The 22,895-nt window shown below is 43.2% G+C and carries 20 protein-coding genes and 1 pseudogene; 9 read left to right on the top strand and 12 right to left on the bottom strand.

Going from position 1 to position 22,895, the window contains the following annotated elements; genetic code table 11:
* Positions 1–146: 146 nt before the first annotated feature.
* From L0991_07035 to L0991_07025, 3 genes are all read right to left on the bottom strand, one after another.
* Positions 147–854 (bottom strand): winged helix-turn-helix domain-containing protein, encoded by a 708-nt coding sequence (locus L0991_07035; protein XGB63819.1) that lies wholly within the window; start codon positions 852–854, stop codon positions 147–149.
* Positions 855–927: 73 nt separating this feature from the next.
* Complete coding sequence (locus L0991_07030) at positions 928–1,272, bottom strand: antibiotic biosynthesis monooxygenase (GenBank protein ID XGB63818.1); 345 nt, start codon at positions 1,270–1,272, stop codon at positions 928–930.
* 430 nt (positions 1,273–1,702) lie between these two features.
* Positions 1,703–2,266 carry a phosphohydrolase gene (locus L0991_07025; GenBank protein XGB63817.1) on the bottom strand — a complete coding sequence of 188 codons (564 nt, stop codon included), beginning with the start codon at positions 2,264–2,266 and terminating at the stop codon, positions 1,703–1,705.
* A gap of 180 nt (positions 2,267–2,446) precedes the next feature.
* Here L0991_07025 and L0991_07020 point away from each other — a divergent pair, with 180 nt between their 5' ends.
* Positions 2,447–2,986, top strand: a complete 540-nt coding sequence (locus L0991_07020; protein XGB63816.1) for a peroxiredoxin family protein — start codon at positions 2,447–2,449, stop codon at positions 2,984–2,986.
* 85 nt (positions 2,987–3,071) lie between these two features.
* Here L0991_07020 and L0991_07015 read toward each other — a convergent pair whose 3' ends face one another.
* The 3 genes from L0991_07015 to L0991_07005 all read right to left on the bottom strand — a co-directional run bounded on the left by L0991_07015 (position 3,072) and on the right by L0991_07005 (position 4,874).
* The gene (locus L0991_07015) at positions 3,072–3,437 is read right to left on the bottom strand and encodes a helix-turn-helix transcriptional regulator (GenBank protein XGB63815.1); all 366 of its coding nucleotides are present in this window, start codon (positions 3,435–3,437) and stop codon (positions 3,072–3,074) included.
* A 153-nt stretch (positions 3,438–3,590) separates the two neighbouring features.
* Entirely contained in the window at positions 3,591–4,175 is a 585-nt protein-coding gene (locus L0991_07010; GenBank protein ID XGB63814.1) for an NAD(P)H-dependent oxidoreductase, read from the bottom strand.
* A 267-nt stretch (positions 4,176–4,442) separates the two neighbouring features.
* On the bottom strand, positions 4,443–4,874 hold the full coding sequence (locus L0991_07005) for a MarR family winged helix-turn-helix transcriptional regulator (GenBank protein XGB63813.1): 432 nt from the start codon (positions 4,872–4,874) through the stop codon (positions 4,443–4,445).
* 90 nt (positions 4,875–4,964) lie between these two features.
* On the opposite strand from L0991_07005, the gene L0991_07000 reads away from it, so the two are divergent.
* Positions 4,965–6,551 (top strand): CocE/NonD family hydrolase, encoded by a 1,587-nt coding sequence (locus L0991_07000; GenBank protein ID XGB63812.1) that lies wholly within the window; start codon positions 4,965–4,967, stop codon positions 6,549–6,551.
* A 118-nt stretch (positions 6,552–6,669) separates the two neighbouring features.
* Here L0991_07000 and L0991_06995 read toward each other — a convergent pair whose 3' ends face one another.
* On the bottom strand, positions 6,670–7,527 hold the full coding sequence (locus tag L0991_06995; GenBank protein XGB63811.1) for an SDR family oxidoreductase: 858 nt from the start codon (positions 7,525–7,527) through the stop codon (positions 6,670–6,672).
* 135 nt (positions 7,528–7,662) lie between these two features.
* On the opposite strand from L0991_06995, the gene L0991_06990 reads away from it, so the two are divergent.
* Both L0991_06990 and L0991_06985 read left to right on the top strand, forming a co-directional pair.
* On the top strand, positions 7,663–8,565 hold the full coding sequence (locus tag L0991_06990; protein XGB63810.1) for a LysR family transcriptional regulator: 903 nt from the start codon (positions 7,663–7,665) through the stop codon (positions 8,563–8,565).
* A 358-nt stretch (positions 8,566–8,923) separates the two neighbouring features.
* Positions 8,924–10,066 carry an MFS transporter gene (locus L0991_06985; GenBank protein XGB63809.1) on the top strand — a complete coding sequence of 381 codons (1,143 nt, stop codon included), beginning with the start codon at positions 8,924–8,926 and terminating at the stop codon, positions 10,064–10,066.
* 527 nt (positions 10,067–10,593) lie between these two features.
* On the opposite strand, the gene L0991_06980 is transcribed toward L0991_06985, so the two are convergent.
* The gene (locus tag L0991_06980; protein ID XGB63808.1) at positions 10,594–10,851 is read right to left on the bottom strand and encodes a hypothetical protein; all 258 of its coding nucleotides are present in this window, start codon (positions 10,849–10,851) and stop codon (positions 10,594–10,596) included.
* Between the two features lie 213 nt (positions 10,852–11,064).
* Here L0991_06980 and L0991_06975 point away from each other — a divergent pair, with 213 nt between their 5' ends.
* Together L0991_06975 and L0991_06970 are read left to right on the top strand one after the other, a co-directional pair.
* Positions 11,065–11,937, top strand: a complete 873-nt coding sequence (locus L0991_06975) for a patatin-like phospholipase family protein (protein XGB63807.1) — start codon at positions 11,065–11,067, stop codon at positions 11,935–11,937.
* Positions 11,938–11,955: 18 nt separating this feature from the next.
* On the top strand, positions 11,956–12,576 hold the full coding sequence (locus tag L0991_06970; GenBank protein ID XGB63806.1) for a type II secretion system protein: 621 nt from the start codon (positions 11,956–11,958) through the stop codon (positions 12,574–12,576).
* 145 nt (positions 12,577–12,721) lie between these two features.
* Here the strand turns inward: L0991_06970 and L0991_06965 are convergent, their stop codons facing one another.
* A complete protein-coding gene (locus tag L0991_06965) occupies positions 12,722–15,208 on the bottom strand; it encodes an ATP-binding protein (protein XGB63805.1) in 2,487 nt (828 codons plus the stop codon).
* A 209-nt stretch (positions 15,209–15,417) separates the two neighbouring features.
* On the opposite strand from L0991_06965, the gene L0991_06960 reads away from it, so the two are divergent.
* Entirely contained in the window at positions 15,418–15,888 is a 471-nt protein-coding gene (locus L0991_06960) for a hypothetical protein (protein XGB63804.1), read from the top strand.
* 33 nt (positions 15,889–15,921) lie between these two features.
* Here the strand turns inward: L0991_06960 and L0991_06955 are convergent, their stop codons facing one another.
* Positions 15,922–16,377 carry an Lrp/AsnC family transcriptional regulator gene (locus L0991_06955; protein XGB63803.1) on the bottom strand — a complete coding sequence of 152 codons (456 nt, stop codon included), beginning with the start codon at positions 16,375–16,377 and terminating at the stop codon, positions 15,922–15,924.
* A 142-nt stretch (positions 16,378–16,519) separates the two neighbouring features.
* Between L0991_06955 and L0991_06950 the strand changes: the two genes are divergently transcribed.
* Together L0991_06950 and L0991_06945 are read left to right on the top strand one after the other, a co-directional pair.
* The gene (locus L0991_06950; protein ID XGB63802.1) at positions 16,520–18,331 is read left to right on the top strand and encodes a PLP-dependent transferase; all 1,812 of its coding nucleotides are present in this window, start codon (positions 16,520–16,522) and stop codon (positions 18,329–18,331) included.
* A 237-nt stretch (positions 18,332–18,568) separates the two neighbouring features.
* On the top strand, positions 18,569–20,005 hold the full coding sequence (locus tag L0991_06945) for an amidohydrolase family protein (protein ID XGB63801.1): 1,437 nt from the start codon (positions 18,569–18,571) through the stop codon (positions 20,003–20,005).
* A 491-nt stretch (positions 20,006–20,496) separates the two neighbouring features.
* Here L0991_06945 and L0991_06940 read toward each other — a convergent pair.
* Positions 20,497–20,607: pseudogene (locus L0991_06940) on the bottom strand (prepilin-type N-terminal cleavage/methylation domain-containing protein).
* A 141-nt stretch (positions 20,608–20,748) separates the two neighbouring features.
* The gene (locus L0991_06935; GenBank protein ID XGB63800.1) at positions 20,749–22,791 is read right to left on the bottom strand and encodes an FUSC family protein; all 2,043 of its coding nucleotides are present in this window, start codon (positions 22,789–22,791) and stop codon (positions 20,749–20,751) included.
* Between the last annotated feature and the right edge of the window lie 104 nt (positions 22,792–22,895).

The following is a 22,895-nucleotide window of genomic DNA, read 5'->3' as shown; positions in this document are numbered from 1 at the left end:
TGTTGATAGTGGGCAAGGGGAGGAACTGAATACCGATCGTTATGTGTGCTGAGATACATTGAGCGACAAAGAATGTTCTCCCCCTCGAACGTATATCTCAAGAGATCGGCTGGCTTGATTTGAGGGGGAGCTAGAGGGGGAGGTTTCTATTTACTAATCTGAAAGTGACGACTTAGTTCTTGATGTCCTTTAGGTGTAATGATTACTTCACGGTATCCTGGGACTCGTTCTATCCAATGATGCATTTCGAGAAACTCGAGTAACGATGCTCCTAAGAACCCACCAAGGTGGTACTTTCGTTCACTCCAGTCCAAGCATGGGCAGCATTTCTTGCGTTTGGTTTTTGCTTTAAGACAAACACCGAGCTTTAGAAACTTCTCTTTCCCCTTCGATGTTAGATCACTTCCATCACTCTCAAGCCAACCATTTGAAACGAGTGAGTCATATAGCTTTACTGCGATGTCTCCAGCTAAGTGATCATAGCAAGTTCTTGCTTTTAGAAGTTCTTCTGGCACTTTTGATCGCGAAGGGTTACTTGTTTGAAAAGTCACACCCATCATACTTTCTAACAATGATGCGATACTCTGGTTATACAACCTAAAGTATCGATGCCGTCCCTGAGATAAGCTCATCAATAGGTTTGCTTTGACTAAACGCGATAGGTGCGAACTGGTTGTGGATGCGGAAATGTCCGCAACAGCGCTCAGTTCTGTTGCTGTCCAAGCTCTTCCGTCCATAAGAGCACATAGAATCTTCATTCTAGAAGAGTCGGACATAGCAGCAGCGAGTGCTGCCATGTCTGTTTCTTGACTATAACTTTCTGATACAACGGAAAGGTTATTTTGCTTGCTCAAACTCTTGGCTGCCTATGTCGTTAATTGGTACTTTCAATGTATCTTGGCTCGTGACGATTATCAATTCGTCATATTACCCATGAGCTTCGATGCTATCTTTAGGGGCTTCAGAGCGATGGTTCATACCATAATCTCTCATGACACCTGCGACTCTCAGTCGGTAGTCGTTAAATACGCCACCACGCCCTTTAGATTGTGCAAATCTATGTGATTCCAATGCACGCCATTCTTGAATGGATTCTTCATTTTCCCAAAATGACAGAGAAAGAACTTTACCTTCATTGGTAAGACTTTGAAAACGCTCAACGGAAATAAACCCCTTTATTTCAGCTAATTGTGATTTTATTTCATTGGCGATATCTAAGTACTCTGCCGTTTTACCTTCAGCAATTTGAACCTCAAAAATAACAGCAATCATATTTTTCTCTTTAATATATTTGAATTGATAGAATCATTCTAACGAACAGATTTATTGATACTTCGTTCTCGGTCGAAATATGGTGGTATATGGGTTTAAGTGTTGGTCTCGCTTAAAAAGGTGGCTTTTGGTGAAACGAACCACGGATAAAGCTAACTTTTTTCGTCGTAGGCTTTTCGAGCCTGCTTAATTTCTTGTTGATGATTGCCGCTAATCAGAGGTGGAGACATCGAAAACGAAAATGGCGTTTTCTAGCTTCTGTGTGGTACCACGTATATGGTTGTAATTGTTTGATAAAAACTGAGGCCTCGCGTTTGTGAGGCCTTAGTTTTAAATGGGGAGTTGAATGTAGGGTGTGAACCAAGAACTGGAAAAATACGCGAATGATTCAGGGTAAATAACGAAATCTAACCTGTCCTTTATTAGGAAGTTAAAGTTTTACAATGCCACGAGTCACTTTAATGCCACCAATCAAAGTCGAACCACCGTAGTCTTTCGCTAACCTTAATAACGTGTTATGAAATCCATGATTTGGGAAAGCTTGTTCTACTTCTGCAATCATGGACTTAGCGAGCCCTTTTTTAACCATTCCTTTTGATGCATCAATCCAATCAGCCTTTCGGCAAGCTTCTATCACTTTTTCATGTGGGCCTTTGTAAGGTGTTATTTTGTGATGCCAGTGAATAGCGCCTTGTAAAGCATCAGGGTTTAATCCCCAATTCTCCTGTTCATTGTCATTTAATGCCACGGCTTCTGATGGTTCAAGGTAAGCGAGTTCATGGTCAGTCCATAGGCCGATATCGTGATAGACAAATGCGGTTTCGACTAACTTTTCAAACTGTTCATCATAATCTAGAAAGTGCATTGCGTAAGTGATTGTTCTATACACGTGGTTACGATAACCAAGATAATCTTTCCCAATCTGTTCCTTATAACGCTCAAGTAGTAACTCTACCCGTGGTCGTTCTAGCTTTATTTGAATATCGCTTCCCATCAATGTTTCCTCATGATGCCATTCTATTGTTTATTTAGGAGTTTAGACCAACCTGCAATGAACAAGATAATTGGTTGTGAGTCTCTGAGTTAGGTTACTAAAAGTATACTGGTTGAAACTCGTCTCATAGTGTCTTACCTTTTGAATGAATAACTTATGGATTCGACCTAAGGATACGAGATGACATATTCACAGAAACTCAAAGCAGGTGATGCTTTTCCAACGTTAGAAGCAACAACTTTGGATGGGACTAGCGTTACATTGGGTAAGCCTCAAGGCGATGCAACATGGCAAGCGGTGTTTGTTTATCGAGGTAAACATTGCCCACTTTGTACTAAATATCTAAATGAAATCGAGACCTATAAACAGGCCTTCAGTGATGCGGGCGTTGATATTTTAGCTGTTTCTGGCGATTCTAAACAGCAACTGGAGCAGCATTTAGAGAAGCTCGATATCAGTTTCCCGATTGCTTATGGGTTAAGTGAGCAACAAATGAAGGCGTTAGGGCTTTATATTTCTCTACCGCGCTCTGAAGCAGAAACGGACCATAACTTTGCAGAGCCGGGGCTATTTGTGGTTAATGAGCACGGTAATGTCCATGTCGTTGACCTATCAAACAACCCTTTTGTAAGACCAGAGCTTGGCGCATTAACTCGCGGTTTAGCGTGGATCCGTGATCCAAATAATCACTATCCAATCCGAGGCACATTAGACTACTGAGTCTTCAGCCTCCAAGATAGAACGAAAAAGGCAACCTAATAGGTTGCCTTTTTTATAGGTTGTTTAGTGATTGTGTTAGTTAGCGCTATTTCAGTCTAATATTGTTACTTTCAGACCACTTTCTCAATTCATCGAGAATCGTTAGGGCGCTCTCTCCGAATTCTGTTAGCTCGTAGCTTACTGCGAGTGGCTTGTCATTGAGCACGCGACGTATGACCATATTTTCACTTTCTAGTTCTTTTAGGCGCTGGTCAACCATCTTCTTGCTGGCTCCCCCCAACATTCTTGAAAGATCATTAAACCTCACCGGGCCATCTTTCAGATGGTAGATGATTGAACCTTTCCATTTTGAACCTAAGATTCGCATGCCTTTTTCTATCGCACAAGGCTCACCGCAGGCACCGACAACGCTTTTACGCCCTTTTGGGTCAACTTCCACTCTTGCTTTCATACAACCTCACTAATCAAGAAACCAGATAGCGGGACTCATTCGTTGAAAGAAGCCACAATTATCTGGTTTTAGTCTTACGTCATAGTAGCACTGCGTGCCAATTGAATTAAGTTCGCAGTAATGAAATTAACAACGCAACACAGGAGCCTTCAACTAAAACTGTTCGTCTAGGTGTGCTTCAAAACGAGCAAAATCACTTTCGATATCGCTATTTTTCATCACGTCATAGCAAGCAAAAGTCGGTAATGCAGACATCCCGAAGAAACGGAAGTTAGCGTGCATATGGAACATCAAATCATCTACACCTTTACCTTGGAATAGGAATTCATCTTGATCATTAAAAGACTCTTTTGGTGCATTAAATGTTAGTGAAAGCATGTACTTGGTATTAGTACGAGTACCACCCGTACCATAGTTTTTGGTCGGTTCTTCTGCACTGCGACCATCAAAAGCACACAACGCACCACCCATACCTGCTGTGAAGACTTCATCCATATATTTCTTAAAAGACCAAGGGATCGTCATCCAGTTTACCGGCGATTGTAGAATTACGCGGTCTGCCCATTCAAAGTGTGCTAGCTGTTCATCAACAACCCATTCCTCTTGCATGGTGACAACACGAACTGAATGACCTTTTTGCTCTAATAGTGTCACAGCTTTATCTACCAAAGAGGCGTTAAGTTTACCTTCTGAAAATGGTGATGGTTCGTGCGCATTGATGATAAGAACGTTACTCATGATGTGTTACTCCGCAAAATTTGATTGATACACCTTTGTGCTGGTGGCTTGCGGTATATATTAGTGACCTGGAAATTCATTACAATTAGTATACTTTTAGTAACCTAGTCCAAATATTAGCTTGAGTGGCTTGCGCCAAGGACGACACAGAGCGGGAGAGCTAGGATACTTATAATCGTTAGATTAAAAAACAAGGGCCTCGTGTGTACGAGGCCTTTTGTTGGGAACAGCGAAGAAGGGGGCGGGTTCAAAGTGGGGAGTAACGACTTACGACTTATCAACTAACATCATTAATGTTGATTTAAATGCTTCGAATCGCTCTTTTCCTACTTTAGCAATTTGCTTTTGTTCAATGTCATGCAAAATACCAAACAGAATGGCATGAAGTTCTTGGCCTTTTTCTGTGACTACAGGCACCTTGTCGCGCTTACTGTTTGGAGCCTGAACCAACTCTATAACCCCAAAATCAACCAGTCTTAATAGAGATTTATGAATAGACTGCCTTGAAATTCCAGACATTTTTGCATATTCACTCAAGCTAATGACTTGACGTGAGATCATCATAAACACTTTACCATCGGCTGGCCGAATGCTGGCAAATTCCGTTTCATCCAAAACCGCTCGCATATCCCCCTCCATCATAAAGTAGAGGTCAGTCACTAGGCCTTTGATATTGCTCTTATCCAAATTAACTTTCAATTTGTCACCTTAGGTTGACATTTTTTCCACGTGCTTATTATTAAGCTCAATGTCAACCAGGGGTGACAATAAGCAGTTGGAGAAAATTAAATGAAAAAAGCTATTTTATCAGCGGTTACGGCTTCAGTCATTGCACCAGTGACATTTGCAGAAGAGATCTATGCTGGTGTTGATATGACTAAGGATGTAGCGATCAAAACGAGTGCTGGATATACCTTGAAAGGGAATCTATTTAAACCAACGACAGAGGGTGAATACCCAGTTATCGTGACAATGACTCCTTATGGCAAAGATAAAGAGCCTCATTATGGGCCTGAAGACGGCATCATCGATGCTTCAGAATATGCAGCCTATGAAGCTTTAGACCCTAAGTTTTGGGTTCCTAATGGTTATGCTTTGCTTGTTGTTGATACGACTGGAATGAATAACAGTGAAGGCCAGTTCTCTCTATTTACAAACCAAGAAGCAAAAGACTACTACGACGTCATTGAATGGGCTGGAACGCAAGAATGGAGTAACGGTGCTGTTTCAACTTCTGGCGTGTCATACCTTGCGATGAACCAATGGAAAGTTGCCGCGATGAATCCTCCGCATCTTAAAGCAATTATGCCTTGGCACGGTATGTCTAATATTTACCGTGACATGATGTATACAGGTGGTATTCAAGAAACCAACTTCTTTAGCTACTGGTATGGAAAAATCATCACAGGTAACGCGAGCGCGGCATTACCAGATGCACTGAGCTATCAACAAAATAACCCGGTCTACAATGATGTTTATGCTCAGCAAGTGGCAGACTTATCTAAGATCACGGTGCCAGCCTATATCGGCGCTGCATGGAGCGACAATGGTCTTCATTTATCGGGAACCATCAAAGCATTTGAGCGTATTGCTTCTGAAGAGAAATGGCTTGAGATCACGGGTCGTAAAAAGTGGGAACAGTATTACACGTGGGGAGCGCAGAACCGCATGCTTGAGTTTGCTGACCACTTCTTGAAAGGGAAAGATAATGATTGGGAGAAAACGCCTCAATTGCGTTATGAGCTAATGGATTCTTACTACCTTGGTGAAGAGAAGTACGCAGAGTCATTCCCACTACCTAATACGCAATACAAAAAGTTTTATGTAAATGCTAATACACTTGTCGAAACGACGGCTAATCAAGTTGAGCAGGTAGTTATCACTGATGAGCAGCCAGCCCGCTTCAACTATACATTTACGCAAGATACTGAAATAACGGGTCAGGTGAAAGCGCAGTTATTCGTTGAAACCACACAAGGGGATGATTTAGATATCTTTATCGAAGCGGAGAAATTGGATGCCAATGGCAATAAAATCAACTTCCCGATCTTTGGCTCAGATGATGGTGGATTTACCTTTGGTATGCTGCGAGCTTCTCAACGCCAGTTAGATAGTGAGTTTTCTACCGATTCTCTACCTGAGTACACATTTACGAACCCAAAGAAGTTAAAGCAAGGTGAAGTGGTTCAATTGGATGTCGCTTTATCACCAACGAGTGTGAAGTTTAAAGCTGGAGAGGTGCTGAGTTTGGTGGTGTCACAACACGACATTAACTCGAAAAAGGCTAAGCATGCTAAAACCGTTAATGAAGGGAATATTCTCTTAAAATTTGGTGGTGAGTATAACAGCTACCTGCAATTACCAATTGTTAAGTAACTGGCAGAATGAAAGAGTGTAGTGCGAGCACTTATCGCTAGTCGATTTAATATAAATAACGCCAAGCTTAGTTATTAAGCCTGGCGTTATTTTGTTTAAAGCCTTTTTCAGAGAAATGCTACTTTACTGCGTGAGCAAACTCCGCCGCGAAGTCTGTGAAGTTACGTGGTTTGTTACCGGTTACTTGCTCAACAGTATTAGTAACTTCTGCGTAGTGGCCTTCACCAAACCATGCGAGGATCTCTGCCAGTTTTTCTGCTGTCCAATCATCCATTCCAGCTTCTTTCATTGCCGATTCTGCTGCTTGTTGTGGAACGTTCACATACTGAATGGTTTTGCCTGCTGCTGCGCTTAAGATCTCAGCTTGCTGTGCAAAGGTTAGTGCTTCTGGGCCTGAAATTAAGTAGGTCTGATTCTCATGTCCTGATTTAGTCAGTGCAGCAATGACAACCGCCGCGACATCACGAATATCGATCACGCTCTGTTTTGCATCAGCAAGTGGTAAGAAGAACTGACCCATACTGTTAATGGTGGCTAGACTACCGTACAGGTTTTGGAAGAACGAGTTAGGCTGAACAATGGTGTAGGCAATGCCAGAAGCTTTAACGATGTCATCGGTTATTACGTGAGTACGAATGATCTCGGAACCGGCATCCGCTTTTGCACCCATGCCAGAAAGCTTCACAATATGCTCAACACCCGAGGTTTTTGCTGCTGTAACTACATTTTCAGTCCATTGCTCATTGCTTGGGCTTGCTGGCATCGCAACGTAGATCTTTTTCATACCAGACATTGCTTTGATCATTGCAGCCACATCGTCAAAAGTTGCGATACGCAGTTGAGACTCTTCTAAACCTAACTTTTCAGCTGCGCCATTGTTTCGAGCCATAATGGCAAACTCTTGCTTTGCTTCTTTGAGTTGACGTACAACCTCTGAGCCAGTGTTACCTGTTGCGCCTAGAATTAAAATATCCATCTCAAACCTCTTATTCGTGTGTTGTGTCGAGCACTGTCGTTGGTATGAAGAAACTATAGCTAATCCCATTAATGTTGATTAGATGGTTAATTTGAGTTTCAATATCCCATATATGGGATGAGTTGAAGAGGGCAGATGAAAGAGATATCGTCGTTACTACTATTAGCGAAGGTCGTAGAGTTGGGCAGTTTTGCTCAGGCGGCGCGTGAACTCAATGTTCCGACAACAACGGTCAGCCGTAAGATCCAACAATTAGAATCAGAGCTAGGCGGTAAGCTGCTTAACCGTTCGACTCGGGCGCTATCGCTGACTGAGCTAGGTCAGCAAGTTTTACCGAAAGCCCAGCTGATCGCCGATACGGTTTTTGAACTCTACAGTGAAGCGGAAGAGTTCTCATCACAGCCCAAAGGGACCTTGGTGATCACTGCTCCACATGCATTTAGCCAGGACATTCTAGCCCCAATGCTTGCTGAGTTTCAGCGACGATACCCAAGTATTACGATTAATCTCTCCTCATCGAATCGCTTTCAAGATCTCACTAAACAGAATATCGATTTTGCATTTCGCCTTGGCCCTTTGCACGATTCGTCGATGATTGCTCTCACACTCTCTCCTGTTCGCTATGTTCTTGTAGCAAGTAGAGATTATTTGAAGCGTAAGGGGGCAATTAATCATCCAAATGATCTTTATCAGCATCAATTGCTAAGAAATCATGTTGATGGCTACTTCCTACCTTGGCGATTTGAATACGAGGGTGAGGTAGCGGATATCGGTGAGACGAATGGTGTTATCTGTGATGACTTTAATGTCACTCAACAATTCGTTCTCAATCATGCTGGTATCGCTTATTTGCCCGCTTCGTTGTTCAGACATCAGCAAGTAAGAGACAACGTTGAATTTATCCTACCTGAATGGATCCCACAGCAGCGAAGCATGTTATTGGTTTATCAAAGTAAACAACACCTACCGTTGAAGTCGCAGCTCTTTATTGAGTTTGTGAAAGAGAAATTAGAGGATTTTGGTCAAGCGCTAAAATAAACAAGCTGACCTCATAGATACTGAATCTGTATTCCTTTCTCTCCTGCGACAAATAACCACTTCAAATGAGTTTCTCAAATAATTAAAAGTTATCTGAATACGTATCAATCCCAAAAAATAACATTCTAAAAGTGATCGTGTAACAATTTGTTAACGATCTGTATTGTCTCTGTGTTCTCGGTATTAGTTGCATATCGCACTGAACTAGGAACACAACATTATTTTTGAGGATCTGAATATGAACGGAAAACTAATAGCGGCTTTATTCATGCGTGATCATATTCAAGACTTCCTTTTAGAATCGGCGGCTTAAATAACTCTCTGGCTTAGACTTTTAACATCGCGGAGCTCATTCGCGATGTTGGTTATTATCGCTATTGCATCGGTGATAGCGAATACGGGGTGGCGAGTTGTGATGAACAACTTCGCTGTCGACACTGTTGGTATGACTGGGGCTGATGTGGGTGTACTGCAGAGCGTTAGGGAAATTCCTGGTTTGCTCTCATTTACCGTGCTGTTTCTGTTGTTTATCGCGTCAGAACAGAGAGTCGCGGTATTGTCGGTTGCCACATTAGGGTTAGGGGTTGCAGTGACTGGATATTTGCCTTCGATTTATGGTTTCTATTTCAGCACGACGATCATGTCTATTGGTTTCCATTATCTAGAAGCAGTAAACAAATCACTCTCAACTCAATTGCTGGCAACTGAGAATTTTAGTGAATCAATGGGAAAGATTCGCTCTGCCGCGTCATTTTTCTCCATGGTGACTTTTCTCGGTATTATGGTCGCGAGTTATCTGTTTGACGTTTCAGATAAGGTCATCTTCTTTACTTGTGGCCTAATATGTTTCTCTCTGGCGGTTTATTTAATCACGTTTCGAGATACTCCCACAGAAGTTAAGCAACACACCAAACTCGTTATACGGCGTGAGTACACAACCTATTACATTTTGACCTTTTTGAGTGGGGCAAGAAGACAAATCTTTGTGGCATTTGCTGGCTTACTGATGGTGACCAAGTTTCATTATACCGTCCCGATGATGGCCGCGCTGTTTATGGTCTCTAGCTTAGCTGCGACGTTTGCTTTGCCTTATGTTGGGCGCTTAATCGATAGAGTAGGCGAGAAGTTAGCGCTGATCATTGAGTACGCTGCGTTGGTGTTGGTGTTCTTATGCTACGCATTTGTGGATGATCATTATGCGGCGGCAGGGCTGTATGTTGTCGATAGCATTATTTTTAGTTTTGCGATTGCTTTAAATGCCTACTTTAAAAAGACAATTAGGGAAAATGAAGTGGCTTCAACGGCGAGTCTGTCGTTCACCATTAATCATATTGCAGCTGTGTTCTTGCCATTTTTGTTGGGAATAATTTGGATGTCTGGTTATCAATGGGTGTTTGTTACAGGAGCGGTGATTGCTTTGATTAGCCTATCGGTATCTCTGACTATGGGAACGGAGCTCCATCAGCGAATTAATGGGTTCCATAAGTTACAGAATCAATAGCGGCTCTAATCGAGAATCAAAGTACTTACATTGAAGGTTCTGCCCACTTCTCAATGCTAAAGCAACTAGAATAACCACAGCCGTTCAACACAAGGTTGATGGAAGCGGTTAAGTAGGGCGGTTGTAATGGTCAGGTAGGAAAACTAAGGCCTCGTGGTCACGATGCCTTAGTTTTTTGAGAATTGTAGAGCTAGCATGTCTAAACTCGAATAGGTTGGCAGTACGGATAGTACACACCTTTGCAACTAACGCTTGATACCATTTTGCTCTATGTTCGGTACCAGTATTTTGTACGCCTGATGAATAACATAATGAATTATGTCATTGCTTTGAGAATCCATTATTTTTTGTCTTGAGATTCCTTGTATTTTTTCGCAATCCACTCATGCAAGTGAAGTCCCGTTTGACGCTTCAGGAATACACTGATACCAGCCAAAATTAACAGTCCAATTATTGTGCCCATATTTATCTCCACGCTTTGTTTGTCGTTTGTAATTCAATTGAATCAACAGATGTTCGTATTTGAGTTAATCCATCGATTTCATCATTTTATCTATATTTAGCCCACCAAGATCCTCGAGGTTATTCTTGATCTCTTCATCGATTGATAACTGGTGTTCCACTTTCTTTATTTCCTTCTCAAGAAACTTTTCAACTTCTTGAGATACGTTGAACATTAAGCCCTGCTCACGCGCTGCTTTTCTCGCTCGTTTTAGGCGAAAATCTAACTCTGATGGAATTTTAATGTTCAGCGATACTTTGGGTTGTTTTTTTTGTAATGACATATCGGTTCTCAACTTTAGTTAGAAAATACTATAAACTTTTCTACCTTTTTAGCAAGAAAAAATGAACAAAAAGTAACCTTAATTGAGTTGGGTGTCTTATTTTTAGGTGTACAGATGAGCATTTTTCAGAGCATTAACCTGCGTACGGTTACACTAAGTGATATGATTTTGTTGAAGAAATTAACGAGTAAATGAAGTTAAAGGGTGAGTACGATGGCAAAAACGATCTCATTGGTACTTGGTAGTGGTGGTGCAAGAGGCTTGGTGCATGTTGGCGTTATCCGCTGGCTAATCGAACATGGCTACCAGATAAAATCTATCTCTGGTTGTTCAATTGGCGCACTTATTGGTGGTGTTTACGCTGCGGGTAAGTTGGATGAATTTGAAGAGTGGGTCACCAGTATTGACCAGTCAGATATGGCGATGATGTTGGATTTTTCGTGGCAATCGAGTGGTATATTCAAAGGGGATAAGATCATCGATACACTGCGCGAGTTGATCGGTGAGATTGCAATTGAAGATTTGCCAATCCCATATACTGCGGTTGCAGCCAACGTTGCGGATGAGAAAGAGGTTTGGCTTAAATCGGGCTCTCTGTTTGATGCGATTCGTGCTTCTATCTCTTTGCCACTGTTTTTCACTCCCCATGTCATTAATGGCGAAGAACTTATTGATGGTGGTGTACTTAACCCTGTACCGATTGCGCCTACCTTTGGGGACAATACAGACGTTACTCTGGCGGTGAATTTAGGTGGTGAACCTGAAATGGTACAACAAGAAGTGCCCCCTGTTTCTTTACCTGCGAAAGAGGGCAATTTGCACGATAAGGTCGTCCACTTTATCGATAATCTCGGTAGTAGCGTAAAAAGTAAAATGAGCTTTAACTTTGTAGCTTATGACATCGCAAACCAAGCATTTGATGCGATGCAATCGACCATTGCTCGTCAAAAACTGGCTGCTTATCCTGCTGATATTACGCTTGAGATACCTCGCAATGCTTGCGGTACCTTAGAGTTTGACCGCTCACAAGAGATGATAGACAGAGGGTATCATTTGGCACAGGCTAAACTGGGCAACCGCCTTTAAGATGAGAGACAGAAAAACATGTTGAAACGGTTACGTCAGATGAAAAAGTGGAAGCTCGCGTCGTTTAGCTTGGTCCTTCTCGTTGTCGCTTTTTATATCTATCATCAGTTCGGTAATAGCATGTCCCGTGTTGATGAGGCTAAATTTTTAATCGGGCAATTGAATACGGCTTTAGATGCCGCTGAGCAATATTCCCATGATAATGGTTCTTTGCCGCCAATCACTTCCGATACAGACCCGAGCTTCGGCTACCTAAATATCAATCACTTAATTGAGAACCCGAACTTACCAACATGGCAAGGGCCGTACTTACCTTATGACGATACGTGGATTGGTGGTGATCAGTACATCGACCACCCAGATTACATAGCAACCCAATTACTGATTAAGGAAAAGGGGAGTCGATGGGTTCGAGGAAGCTCGGAGACTGGTTGTAATGCGTCGTCATCAGCCTGTTCCCTTGCTGCTTGTATTTGGTTGGTGCCAACCCAAGTGGCGCAAGAAATCAATCGGATTGTGGACGGTAATATGAGCGAAGAAAACTCGGATGCGACAGGGAAAATACGTTACGACAACGCTTTTGGTGGGGCACTGGTATGCATGATTGGAGAGGATTATCCAATGCCTTCTATCCAATGAAGTGAAAGATTGCCGCGTCATTTATTAGAAAAATTTTATGAAAAATAAGCTTATGAGAAAACGATCCAGTTATAAAAAATTGGCTCGTTTTACTTTAAGCGCTATTAGGTTTTGCGCTGCATGCTTGGCATTTCTGTCTATATGCCTAGCTTGCTCTATCTATGGATTTGATTTGGTTAAGGTAACGAGAAAGGGCTTCCACTAAGTCTGACTTAATCAGTGGTTTCGTTAACACTTCATTTGCACCTGCCTCAATGAAAGCTGTGGTTGATGTTTGCATGATATCGGCAGTCCAGCCAAAGATTACAAGATCATCATGTCCAGCTTGTCGTATTTTTCGAACCGTTTCTAACCCATTCATTTTCGGCATATGGTTATCGATAATGACTAGGTTGAAACGACCTGTTTCTAAGTGTGTTAAAGCCTCGAAGCCACTATTACAGGTAACACACTCAACGTTTAATTTATCTAAGAATCCTTTGGCGATGATAAGGTTCATTTTGTTGTCATCTGTTACGAGGATCTTAAATGGAGACAGATCGACTTGCTCTGTTATTAATTGCTTATCATCTTCAGCCTTAATGGATGGTAGGTTAATAACAAAGCTGAACTTGCTTCCCGTACCAAGCTCGCTTTGTACAGTAAGTTTGCCGTTCATCAAGGTCACAAGCTTATGGCAAATGGCCAATCCAAGTCCGGTCCCACCATAATGTCGAGTCGTTGATACATCTGCTTGCTCAAACTCATTAAAGATTGAGCTCAGTCTTTCTGCCGGGATACCGATACCTGTGTCTTCGACCGTAAACTCCATCGCAGAGTGAGCCAGTGGGTTGATACTGACAGTAATTGAACCACTCGCTGTAAACTTCAATGCGTTTCCAACTAAATTTAGAATGACTTGTCGGATCCGAACTGAATCACCGCTGTAGACAGAGGACGCATTGCTGTTATCCAGTAAAGAAAACTCAATGCCTTTTTCTGAACACAAGGTTTGATAAGTGTTTAATACGGGGTTGGTGATATCGCACATTTTGAATGAGTGTGGGTCAATTTCTAGACTGTCATTCTCAATTTTGGCTAAGTCTAGAATATCGTTAAGAATGGCAATTAAGTGCTCGCCTGAGTCGAGGGCTAACTGAAGAACTTCTCTTTGCTCGGCTTTTTCCAAGTCTTCAACCAACATCTGTAGAATACCCAGTAAGCCATTCATCGGGGTTCGAATTTCATGGCTCATTGTCGCCAAGAATAGTGATTTTGCATCATTGGCTTGGCGTGCATTATTTGCTTGTTCTTCTAATTCCTTCTCAAGCTGCTTAAATTCTGTGATATCCCGTTCAATGGCGATAAAGCGTTCGACGTCACCTTTAACGTTGCGTAAAGGTACGATATCAATATCAATCCAGTAGGGCGTTTTGTCGATCGCGTAATTCAATATTTCCGCTTTAACTTGGTTCCCCTGTTGAATTGCAGAACCTATTCGATTTGCCGTGCTAACAGAAGTCCCTTCACCTTGTAGAAATGAGCCTGGTCTTAACCCTTTGATAGAGTCTAAGCGATAACCTGTCATTCGTTCAAAAGCGCTGTTTACCCATTCTATACGCCCTTTACTATCAGTTATCACAACGCCATCTCTGGCTGTTTTGACTACTGTGGCAAGAAGGTGACTTTCTCGTTCTTGCTCTGCTAGCCGCTTGTTGGATTCTTCTAGTAGCTTTTTAGAACCAGCCAATTCTTTATGAGGGTTAACGAACAATTTTTGCCCGATAAAAAACACTAAAATAGAGCTGAGCGCTAAGACGATCAAAAGCCCATTTAACAGTTCCTTCTGTAAGCTTGAGAGCTGGTCGGTAACAAATGAGCGGCTTACCCCTTGGGTTAATACTAAGTCTCCTCTTGTTAAAGCCGTTTGAGTCAATAACCAGTCTTCCTCACTGTATTTATTGGTAATTGGTGTGTGTGAACCATGACTATGTGAGTGTGTATGGGCGTCATCTTGTTCGATGAGAGAAGCGATCGGTGGGCTGACTTGGCTAAGTTCGTACCAACGTTCTCGATTGGTCACAAAAGAACCAAAGAAATCGTCGTAATCGACAGCGGTTTCACCATATAGCACGCCTACGAAATCACTGCCTTGAAGTAACGGCATAAATAGTTTTATACAAATATGATTGGTGTCATCGTGCAAAAGGTACAGAATGCGATCGTCGACTTCTTGATTGGCAATTGCTTGAAAGATAGCTTGCTCTTGCTTTGATGCAGGGTGACGAAATGTATCTTCAAACAACAACTGACCAGTGCGATCTCGCACGGCAAATTGCATTGATTGGTTCTGTCCCTTGAATCGCTCTAGATTGAATGACAGGCTCTCTATATTTGAGCTTGATGCTGCGTCGATGACTCCTTGATATTGCGAAGCTAAAATGATGCGGTCTTCTGCAACCTCGAGGTATTTCTCCATAAAAATTTTGGCCGATTCAAGCTCAAAGCTGCTGTTACCGCTTTGCAGTTGTTTGACGGTTGATTGGCTGTAACTAGAGAGCAAATAGAGTGAAATACCGCCGTATGTCAAAGACGTAAGCAAGAGAAAGAGTACAAGCAACACTTTGGGGCTAATTGAAGATAGCTTTGCCATGCTTAAATGACTTCCATGTTATTTTTCAGAGTTATATGAAAAATATAGGATAGATATCTTGTTTATGAGCTTGTTTGTCCTTTTTGTCGAATAGTCTAGGCGATGACTTACTCCACTCTCTTTTCCCTTGGTTAGCCGAGAATTTGAAAAACGCGCTTAAATATCTATGTTTAATATACGAACGCTAATACGAAAGGGGTATGTTAAACATGAATGCCACTCCCATTAAAATTCTGTTTGTGTGCGTGAAGAAAGGTGTAAGAGCGGCTATCGCGAAGGCGATGGTTGATCAGCAATCTAACGGGATGATTCAAGCTAGCTGCTCTGGTTTTGAGGCGGGACAAACCCCTCAAGTTATCTTAGACGAGCTGTCTAACGTACTTGACCTTGCAATAAGAGGCGAGAGTAAAACTGTATTTGAATACAAGAAGACCAATGAAAAATTCGATTATGTGATTACGCTTTGTTACCAATCGAGCAATGAGCAGTGCAACTTATTTGTCGGATGCGTCAACGTGATTTGTTCTCACGTACCCCATAGGCTCCATTGGGCTATCCCAAATCTGGTTGCTGCCCTAGAGCTATCAGGGAGCGAAAGGACCCAGTTTGTAAGAGAGGTTGTAGAACAGATTGATCTCAAAGTGACGCAACTTGTGGCAATCGCAAAAACAGAAGGCTAAATGGTCCCTCAGTTTTCATAAAAGTGGATTTACTTACCTTACTGGTAATTTGGTTTTTGTCTTTACCTGTCCAAAGGCGAAGCTGGATTCAATCGAAGCAATATTGGGCAGGCGAGTTAACTGTTTGCGAATAAACTGCTCGTAGCTTTTGAGAGACTCACTCACCACATGCAATAGGTAGTCGTGATTCCCCGTCATTAGAAAACACTCCAACACTTCATCAATCGCTTCAATGTGCTGCTCAAAGTCTCGCATGTTCTCTTCAGTTGGTTTTTCAAGCTTTACCAACACAAACACGTTTACGGGCAGGCCGCACGCTTCCTGATCGACACTGGCGTGATAGCCACGAATGATCCCTTGTTTTTCTAATGCTCGTACTCGGCGTAAACAAGGGGAGGGGGAAAGCGCTACGCGGTCGGCTAACTCTTGGTTGGTGAGTCGTGCGTTGCTTTGCAGTTCAGCCAGTATCTTTTTGTCAATTTCATCCATTGGCATATTCCATCAATATCAAACAACACTCGGCAATATTATTGCTCAAAGTGTATGTCTTACTTCGTAAATAGCAATATTTAACATCTATGTAACACTAAAATTAAAGGAGGTACAACAAGGATGGAATGACTAAGCAATTATGAATACTTCTACTCAACTTAGCCCACTGCGTAAAACTACTAAGCATGAACAAGCAGAAGCTCTTGCCATTGAGCAAGCAAAACACTTTGGTATTGATCCAAGCAGCGATTACGGTACCACGCTGGTGGAATTGGCGACGACACTGTACAAAGCCAATACCAAAACACACGATCTTTGGGCTTTGACGGTTGATGGCCTTTCAGAGCTGGATAAGAGTGACCGTATTGCTTGGTTTAACGCCAAACGTTTCTTGTCATTCCAGATCGCTAAGATCCTCGATAACTTACAAAACCCAATGCGTGCGACCTACCAATCTATTGCGACTAACAATGGTAATTTCGCCTCCAAAGGCGCGTATCCGATTTTCGACAATGTGGCGGCAATCTTTTCCGCCAGCCCGGTGATTACGCGCACGGCGACCTATCTGTTTGCTTGTACCGAATGGATTGAAGATGCATTCAACGGTAAAGAGCCACTTCACGATATTTACTCTCGACTGCTGAACCCAACCTCAATTTCTCTGGCGAACCACATGGTTGATCTTGAGGCAGGGTCTAGAGCCAACGAGTATCTTGCGTGGAACTTTAACTCTGGGATGGCGGCCATAGATGGCTTACTCAGTCACTTGCTAGGGCATGAAGATATTGTGTTGGCTTCACGCAACATCTATGGCGGTTCGTACCAACTGTTGGAAGATTGGTTTGGTAAGCCTTCGAACCTCAATGTTGCTGTCGAGTGGGTGGATGGTTATTCCGGTGATGAGTTTGCGACTCGTCTTGATGAGGTCGCACACAAGTATGCCGACCGCCTCGCTGCAGGTAAGAAGATCTACGTCTATCTTGAGTCACCGTGTAACCCACATGGCTACGTGTTAGATGTCGCCAACATAAGTAAGGTGACTCATTCTCGTGGTTGGGATGTGATTGTGGATTCGACGGTAGGTACGCCACTGTTACACCCAGTACTTAAGCGTGATGATGTGATGGAAAGGCCAGATTATGTGATTCATTCCTACACCAAAGAGCTGGCCGGTTCTGGCACCACCACAGCAGGTGTTGTGATTGGGCGCAACGAAACCATGTTTGTGCCAAAAGGGGAAGAGGTCACTTTCACCAAACCCAATAGCGATGAGACGACGATTCCTTGGAACGAAACCCTGTTTTGGAATGTGTATTACATAAAAGGTGCCTTCTTAGATGCAGACAAGGCGTTTGAAGTGCTCAACGGCATGAAAACCTATGAGATGCGTGTGGTGCAGAAAACCATTAACACGCTGACACTAGCAAAGATTTTTGATGCTCACCCAGACATTAATGTGTCGTGTCCTGCTTTGCCAGACAGTGATAACTATGACCACTGTCAGAACAACATGTACTTAGGGTTGCCAGCCGCGCTATTTACTATCGATATGGAAGGAAATGGCGATCGAGCACCAATCAATCGAGATGGATTTAAGCAGTTCTTCGACATGCTTGAACCCGCTATCGGTATGCAAGTAAGCCTTGGGCAAACCAACACGGTCGCCTTGTGTCCGGCACTGACCACGCACTCAGAATTGAGCGACGAAGCACTTAATGAGGCGGGTATCAAGCCAACGACTATGCGTATCTCGATTGGTTTAGAAGATCCTCGCATGTTCATTGCACACATTATCGAAGCCGCCAAGTTGTCGATTGACCGTAAACATGTTGATTTCTCATCGAGCTTCCCAAGTAACGAGCACATCGACGAGATCTATATGCAAACCTATATGGACGTACACCAAAAGTTTGTGAATAGTCTGCCTAAGTTTGGGCAGCTTAGTCAGTAAAGAGCTTAGTCAGCAAACATATTTAAAGTTTGAAATAGCAAGTAAGGGCACCCTACAGACGCATGAGTCGGCAGGGTGCTTTTCTTTATGTGTTCGATTTTCATTCTCTACGGTTGGTTGTAAATAGTTCGAATAGCGAACTTGATCGCGTGTCATCAAATGGCAATTAACGCTTTCTTCTGGTGGGTAATATGGCGTCAGATTTCAGAGCACCACTACTAACTAAGAGAGTATTTTATGTTCAAGAAAACACTGATTGCCGCTTCTTTAGCTATGACAGCTGCTTACTCAATCGCTGCTCCGGCGCCCGTTCAGGAAACGGCACCAGTCGCTGCAGAAGCGCCTCAAGTTGTTGTATTTAAGAACGTTAATGTTTTCAACGGAACTGAAAATAAACTGTACAAGAACCACTCGGTTGTCGTCACAGATAATAAGATCACCGCTATCACCAAAGGTGAGGCAGACATTCCAGCAGACGCCCAAGTGATTGATGGTGAAGGTCGTACACTGATGCCAGCCTTAATTGATGCGCACATGCACTTAACCATTCCAAAAGGTTTGCTAGGTACTGATGATATGCGCTGGACAGAGATTGCTATCCACGGCCAAGAGTTCGCAGAAATGTATTTAGACATGGGTTTCGGTACGATTCGTGATGTAGGTGGTGCTGATGGTTCATGGACCGATATGGAACGTGACGGTCGACTAAAAGAAGTACCGCGTATTTACGCATCGGGCGCCCCAATTGCACCTATCGGTTCGCATGCCGATGTTGGTTTACAGTCTCGTCGTCTTACAGATTCACCACAGAACTTGGAAATCCTTAATATCATGAGCAACGCGAATGGTGTTGAAGAGATCAAAGAACAAGCTCGATACAACTACCGTCAGGGGGCTCAGTTCACTAAGGTGTTCCAATCGGGCGGTGTGTCTTCGAAGTTTGACCCATGGCAGTACAACTCTTACCTAGACGATGAGATGAAAGCCGCGGTGGCAATCGCAGAATCTTATGGTTCTTACGTTGCAACGCACGTTTATTCCGAACAAGCGATGCATCAAGCGCTCGACCTAGGTGTGAAATCTTTAGAGCATGGCTTTATGTTCAAAGCAGAGATGGCGGGTAAGTTTAATAAAGAGGGAGCATTCATTGCTACAAACCTCACGGCATTCTCGCCAGATCTTGCGACCATTCCAGTGGTACAAGATCCTCTGATTCAGAAGAAGCTGGCTTCGGCACAAGCGGCGTTTGGTAGCTACCAGAAAGAGATGAAAGCCGCGGAAGATGCAGGGTTTGATCGCCGTGCCTTCAACGTAGACTGTGTAGGTGTTGCAGATACATGTGCCAAGCAGATTGCTCATGAGATTTGGTTGAACGCAGATATGTTCGGTAACTTCTCTGCGCTGCGTGCAATGACATCGACATCGGGTCGTATCTCTGCCGAGCTAATGCAACCATGGATTGACCCATACTCAGATGCAAAATTGGGTGTGATTGAAGTGGGCGCATACGCGGATATCCTACTTATCGACGGTAACCCACTGGAAGACATTACACTGGTTGGTGGTCGTGATACTTGGTTTGGTGAAGGTAACGATGCCAAGAAAGATGGTTCTCACCTAACGGAAATGGACCTTATCATGAAAGATGGTAAGATCTTCAAGAACACACTTTAAGGTCGAACACCAAAAAGTCCGGCGAATTCGCCGGACTTTTTTGTTTTGTGGATCGCTATCTTGAAAGTTGGGGTAAGTCCCTTGAGTCAACAGCCTTGAGTTGAATAGTAATATTGGGGTTCGCTCAAAGTGCTAAGCAAAGAGTAATGGAATAAACAATAGGTAGAGGTATCTGGGTGGATATTTTCGGTGCCTCTAGGAATGAAATAGAGAATACTTTTCCCTTGATTACCAGCATTCCGTGGGAATACACCCCATTCCTCTTGCGGTATATCATTGTGAGAACCTAATTTCTCCGAAGAAAAATTAATCACTTTAACAATGTTGTCGTAGGTTGGTTTGATATAGCCCCACTGAGTTTCGACATCTGTGCCATTAAAGGTCACACTACCTGCGGATAACTTTTCTTGCCCTTCAATAACCGCTTGAGAATAAACCAGTTGGTTGGCTTCTTTTACGCTTCCGCCTAATCCATGTAACGATGCTATTTGAGCATCTGAACTGAGATTTAAGAACCTCGGCGCTGCGATGGCTGCAAGTACACCCAAAACAACGATAACCACAAACAGTTCAATAACTGTAAACCCTTTACGACTCTTCAACACTGCTTCGGTCCTGCCCAAATTTACGAACCAAGGATCATACCGTGTGTTGCATATCCCTTTGAGAATATAAACAACTTATGAATGGATCCTGATTCGGAACATTCAGAGATGGGACTTTTAACTCAATAACGCGGACATTTAAGGCTTTAAGTTACGCCTAACTAAGTCGTGCATTTGTTTTATGGTCATTAGTGCTAACCAGATGATCTCTTCTACTGATTGCTGACCAGTGGTTGAAATTGGGTGATTGGCATCGGTTTTGTTGGTCAGTGTAGGTAGCTCATGTACTCGATTATCACGGATGGTGTTGATTAAGGCATCCATCGCATCATGTATTAGCGCCTCTACTTGTTGGGAACCTTGGTATTGGGTGCCTTTTCTTACCAGTGGAACGAGCAAGCAGAGATAATGGCTTAGCAGGCGATAGTGGCTCAACATATCTTCGTAGTAGTGAGGATCGGCGCGAGTGTGTTTTGGCTCTTGCTGCATCTCATTATAAATCAGTTCAAGGTCGCTTTCTGCGGTTAGCATGGCGGCACGTTGCTTGGTTAGTTCAATATGGTCATGTTGTTCGGCATCGATTTGAAGTTGTTCATAGCAATACAGGAACAAGCTTTTCGAACTGTTGAGTGCTTTTATCGCTTGATTATGGATCTCTTTGCCTCGCCATTGAGGCCATAGCAAACCATAGCCCAATAGAACTATCGCACCGCCAATCACATTATCGATCAAACGTGGCGCGGCGAAATCGAGCCCTTGGTGTGCCATGGTTTGGTAAACCAAAATCAATAGCGCGGTAATACAACCAATAGCCAATGAGTAGTGGCGCATAATATTAAGCATGGCGACGGGTAAGAGTATCGCGATCAGCACTATCATTGTTGTGGCTGATACACCTATTTGGATCAAAGACGTCGCAAACAATACGCCGGCAGCAGTGCCTAAGCAGCGTTTCCAAGTTTTACTGCGTGTTGCCAAAAAGCTTGGCTGAATCACCATCAGCATTGAGATAAGTACCCAGTCAGGGCGAATTAATTCATAGTATTCTGCGATGCCAGCACCAAGTGAAAACATCAAACCGACTCGGGCAACGTGGCGCCAAATAGGGTTATCTCGTTTGGGTAGGCGAAATGATAATTCGAACGGTTGTACTTCAAAAGACCGCTCATACGCGGGTTCACTCAACTCAATACGACGTGAGATGTGTTTTACGGCGAACGCCCAATAACGGAAGCGAGGTTGATCTTCTAGCTTCACCGCCTCAATCAAATCATCGGCTTCTTGTTCTAAGGAGCTTAAGTGCTGTATGTCTTCATTGGTGTTGTGCAGAAGTTGCTTGGCTTTATGTTTTAATCTTTGCTGGCAATGTTGGCTCCAAACTAACAGTAAATCACGCTTGTGCTTGTTGGATTGAAATTGGTTTAACAGATCTGGATTGCTGGTGTGGCTGCTTATTACGATTTCAAATATATCGATAGCGAGGTATAGAGCTTCCCGAAGTTTGTTAGCATCGTCATGTTTAGAACGGAATGACTCAGACTGTAGAGCCTGCTGGAACAGCTCGATTAGTTGATACTTAATACGTCTTTTTAACGCTTCATTTTCTCCACCTAACAAGAACTCTTGGCGATATTGAATGTAGTCTGCTAATGCTTCGTAAATTGCAGCTAAGCAGACACGTAACGCATAGTGCTTCCACAGCGCAAACCATAACCAACTAAACAGTGCGAAAGTAAGAGGCCCAAGTATCAGCATAGGGTACAAGCTGAGTGTGGTTTTGGAGCTGTGAAGTGATAAGGTGACAATAGCTATCAACAGGCTAGACATGCCAAGTCGTCCCCAGAATGGACCGTTTACTGCAGCGCTCGCAAGTAAAGCACCTAAGAGACCAAAGGTTACCCATAAAGGCAGGCCGCTAATAAGTAGCAGATAACTGACTGCTTGAGTTAACGCCCAAGCGGTAGCGGTAATAGCAAAGCGAGTCCAACGCTTTGGGCCAGCAGAATCCAGCCCACTAACTAAAGCGGCAGGCATTGTCATCAGCGCGGTCATCGCGACAGCCGTTTGATTGAATAACACACCTAAACCAAGAAACAACACAATGGCGCTGGTGGCTCGAAGCCCAAGATTGACCGAAGGGGAGTACCAGATTTTACGTAGAATGGCAGGGGAGAACGTCATAAAACCTCTTTACTTGCTGTGTCTTATTCAGTGTAACGCCAAACTCCATTGTTGTGCTGGTTTCAATCACAAGTTGATAAATTGAGAGTATAGAAACCTCTCAG

This window comes from Vibrio chagasii, from assembly GCA_041879415.1.
GTDB lineage: Bacteria > Pseudomonadota > Gammaproteobacteria > Enterobacterales > Vibrionaceae > Vibrio.
The sequence above is the reverse complement of the archived record's forward strand: the minus strand, read 5'-3'. Positions and strand labels throughout refer to the sequence as shown.

Bases quoted from the DNA above. Each gene is read 5' to 3' on its own strand.
- L0991_06970 (XGB63806.1), top strand. From the start codon at position 11,956: ATGTTGAAACGGTTACGTCAGATGAAAAAGTGGAAGCTCGCGTCGTTT.
- L0991_06955 (XGB63803.1), bottom strand. From the start codon at position 16,377: ATGGATGAAATTGACAAAAAGATACTGGCTGAACTGCAAAGCAACGCA.
- L0991_07020 (XGB63816.1), top strand. From the start codon at position 2,447: ATGACATATTCACAGAAACTCAAAGCAGGTGATGCTTTTCCAACGTTA.
- L0991_07030 (XGB63818.1), bottom strand. From the start codon at position 1,272: ATGATTGCTGTTATTTTTGAGGTTCAAATTGCTGAAGGTAAAACGGCA.
- L0991_06960 (XGB63804.1), top strand. From the start codon at position 15,418: ATGAATGCCACTCCCATTAAAATTCTGTTTGTGTGCGTGAAGAAAGGT.
- L0991_06935 (XGB63800.1), bottom strand. From the start codon at position 22,791: ATGACGTTCTCCCCTGCCATTCTACGTAAAATCTGGTACTCCCCTTCG.
- L0991_06950 (XGB63802.1), top strand. From the start codon at position 16,520: ATGAATACTTCTACTCAACTTAGCCCACTGCGTAAAACTACTAAGCAT.
- L0991_07015 (XGB63815.1), bottom strand. From the start codon at position 3,437: ATGAAAGCAAGAGTGGAAGTTGACCCAAAAGGGCGTAAAAGCGTTGTC.
- L0991_06985 (XGB63809.1), top strand. From the start codon at position 8,924: ATGTTGGTTATTATCGCTATTGCATCGGTGATAGCGAATACGGGGTGG.
- L0991_07025 (XGB63817.1), bottom strand. From the start codon at position 2,266: ATGGGAAGCGATATTCAAATAAAGCTAGAACGACCACGGGTAGAGTTA.
- L0991_06975 (XGB63807.1), top strand. From the start codon at position 11,065: ATGGCAAAAACGATCTCATTGGTACTTGGTAGTGGTGGTGCAAGAGGC.
- L0991_06990 (XGB63810.1), top strand. From the start codon at position 7,663: ATGAAAGAGATATCGTCGTTACTACTATTAGCGAAGGTCGTAGAGTTG.
- L0991_06995 (XGB63811.1), bottom strand. From the start codon at position 7,527: ATGGATATTTTAATTCTAGGCGCAACAGGTAACACTGGCTCAGAGGTT.
- L0991_07010 (XGB63814.1), bottom strand. From the start codon at position 4,175: ATGAGTAACGTTCTTATCATCAATGCGCACGAACCATCACCATTTTCA.
- L0991_06945 (XGB63801.1), top strand. From the start codon at position 18,569: ATGTTCAAGAAAACACTGATTGCCGCTTCTTTAGCTATGACAGCTGCT.
- L0991_06965 (XGB63805.1), bottom strand. From the start codon at position 15,208: ATGGCAAAGCTATCTTCAATTAGCCCCAAAGTGTTGCTTGTACTCTTT.
- L0991_06980 (XGB63808.1), bottom strand. From the start codon at position 10,851: ATGTCATTACAAAAAAAACAACCCAAAGTATCGCTGAACATTAAAATT.
- L0991_07000 (XGB63812.1), top strand. From the start codon at position 4,965: ATGAAAAAAGCTATTTTATCAGCGGTTACGGCTTCAGTCATTGCACCA.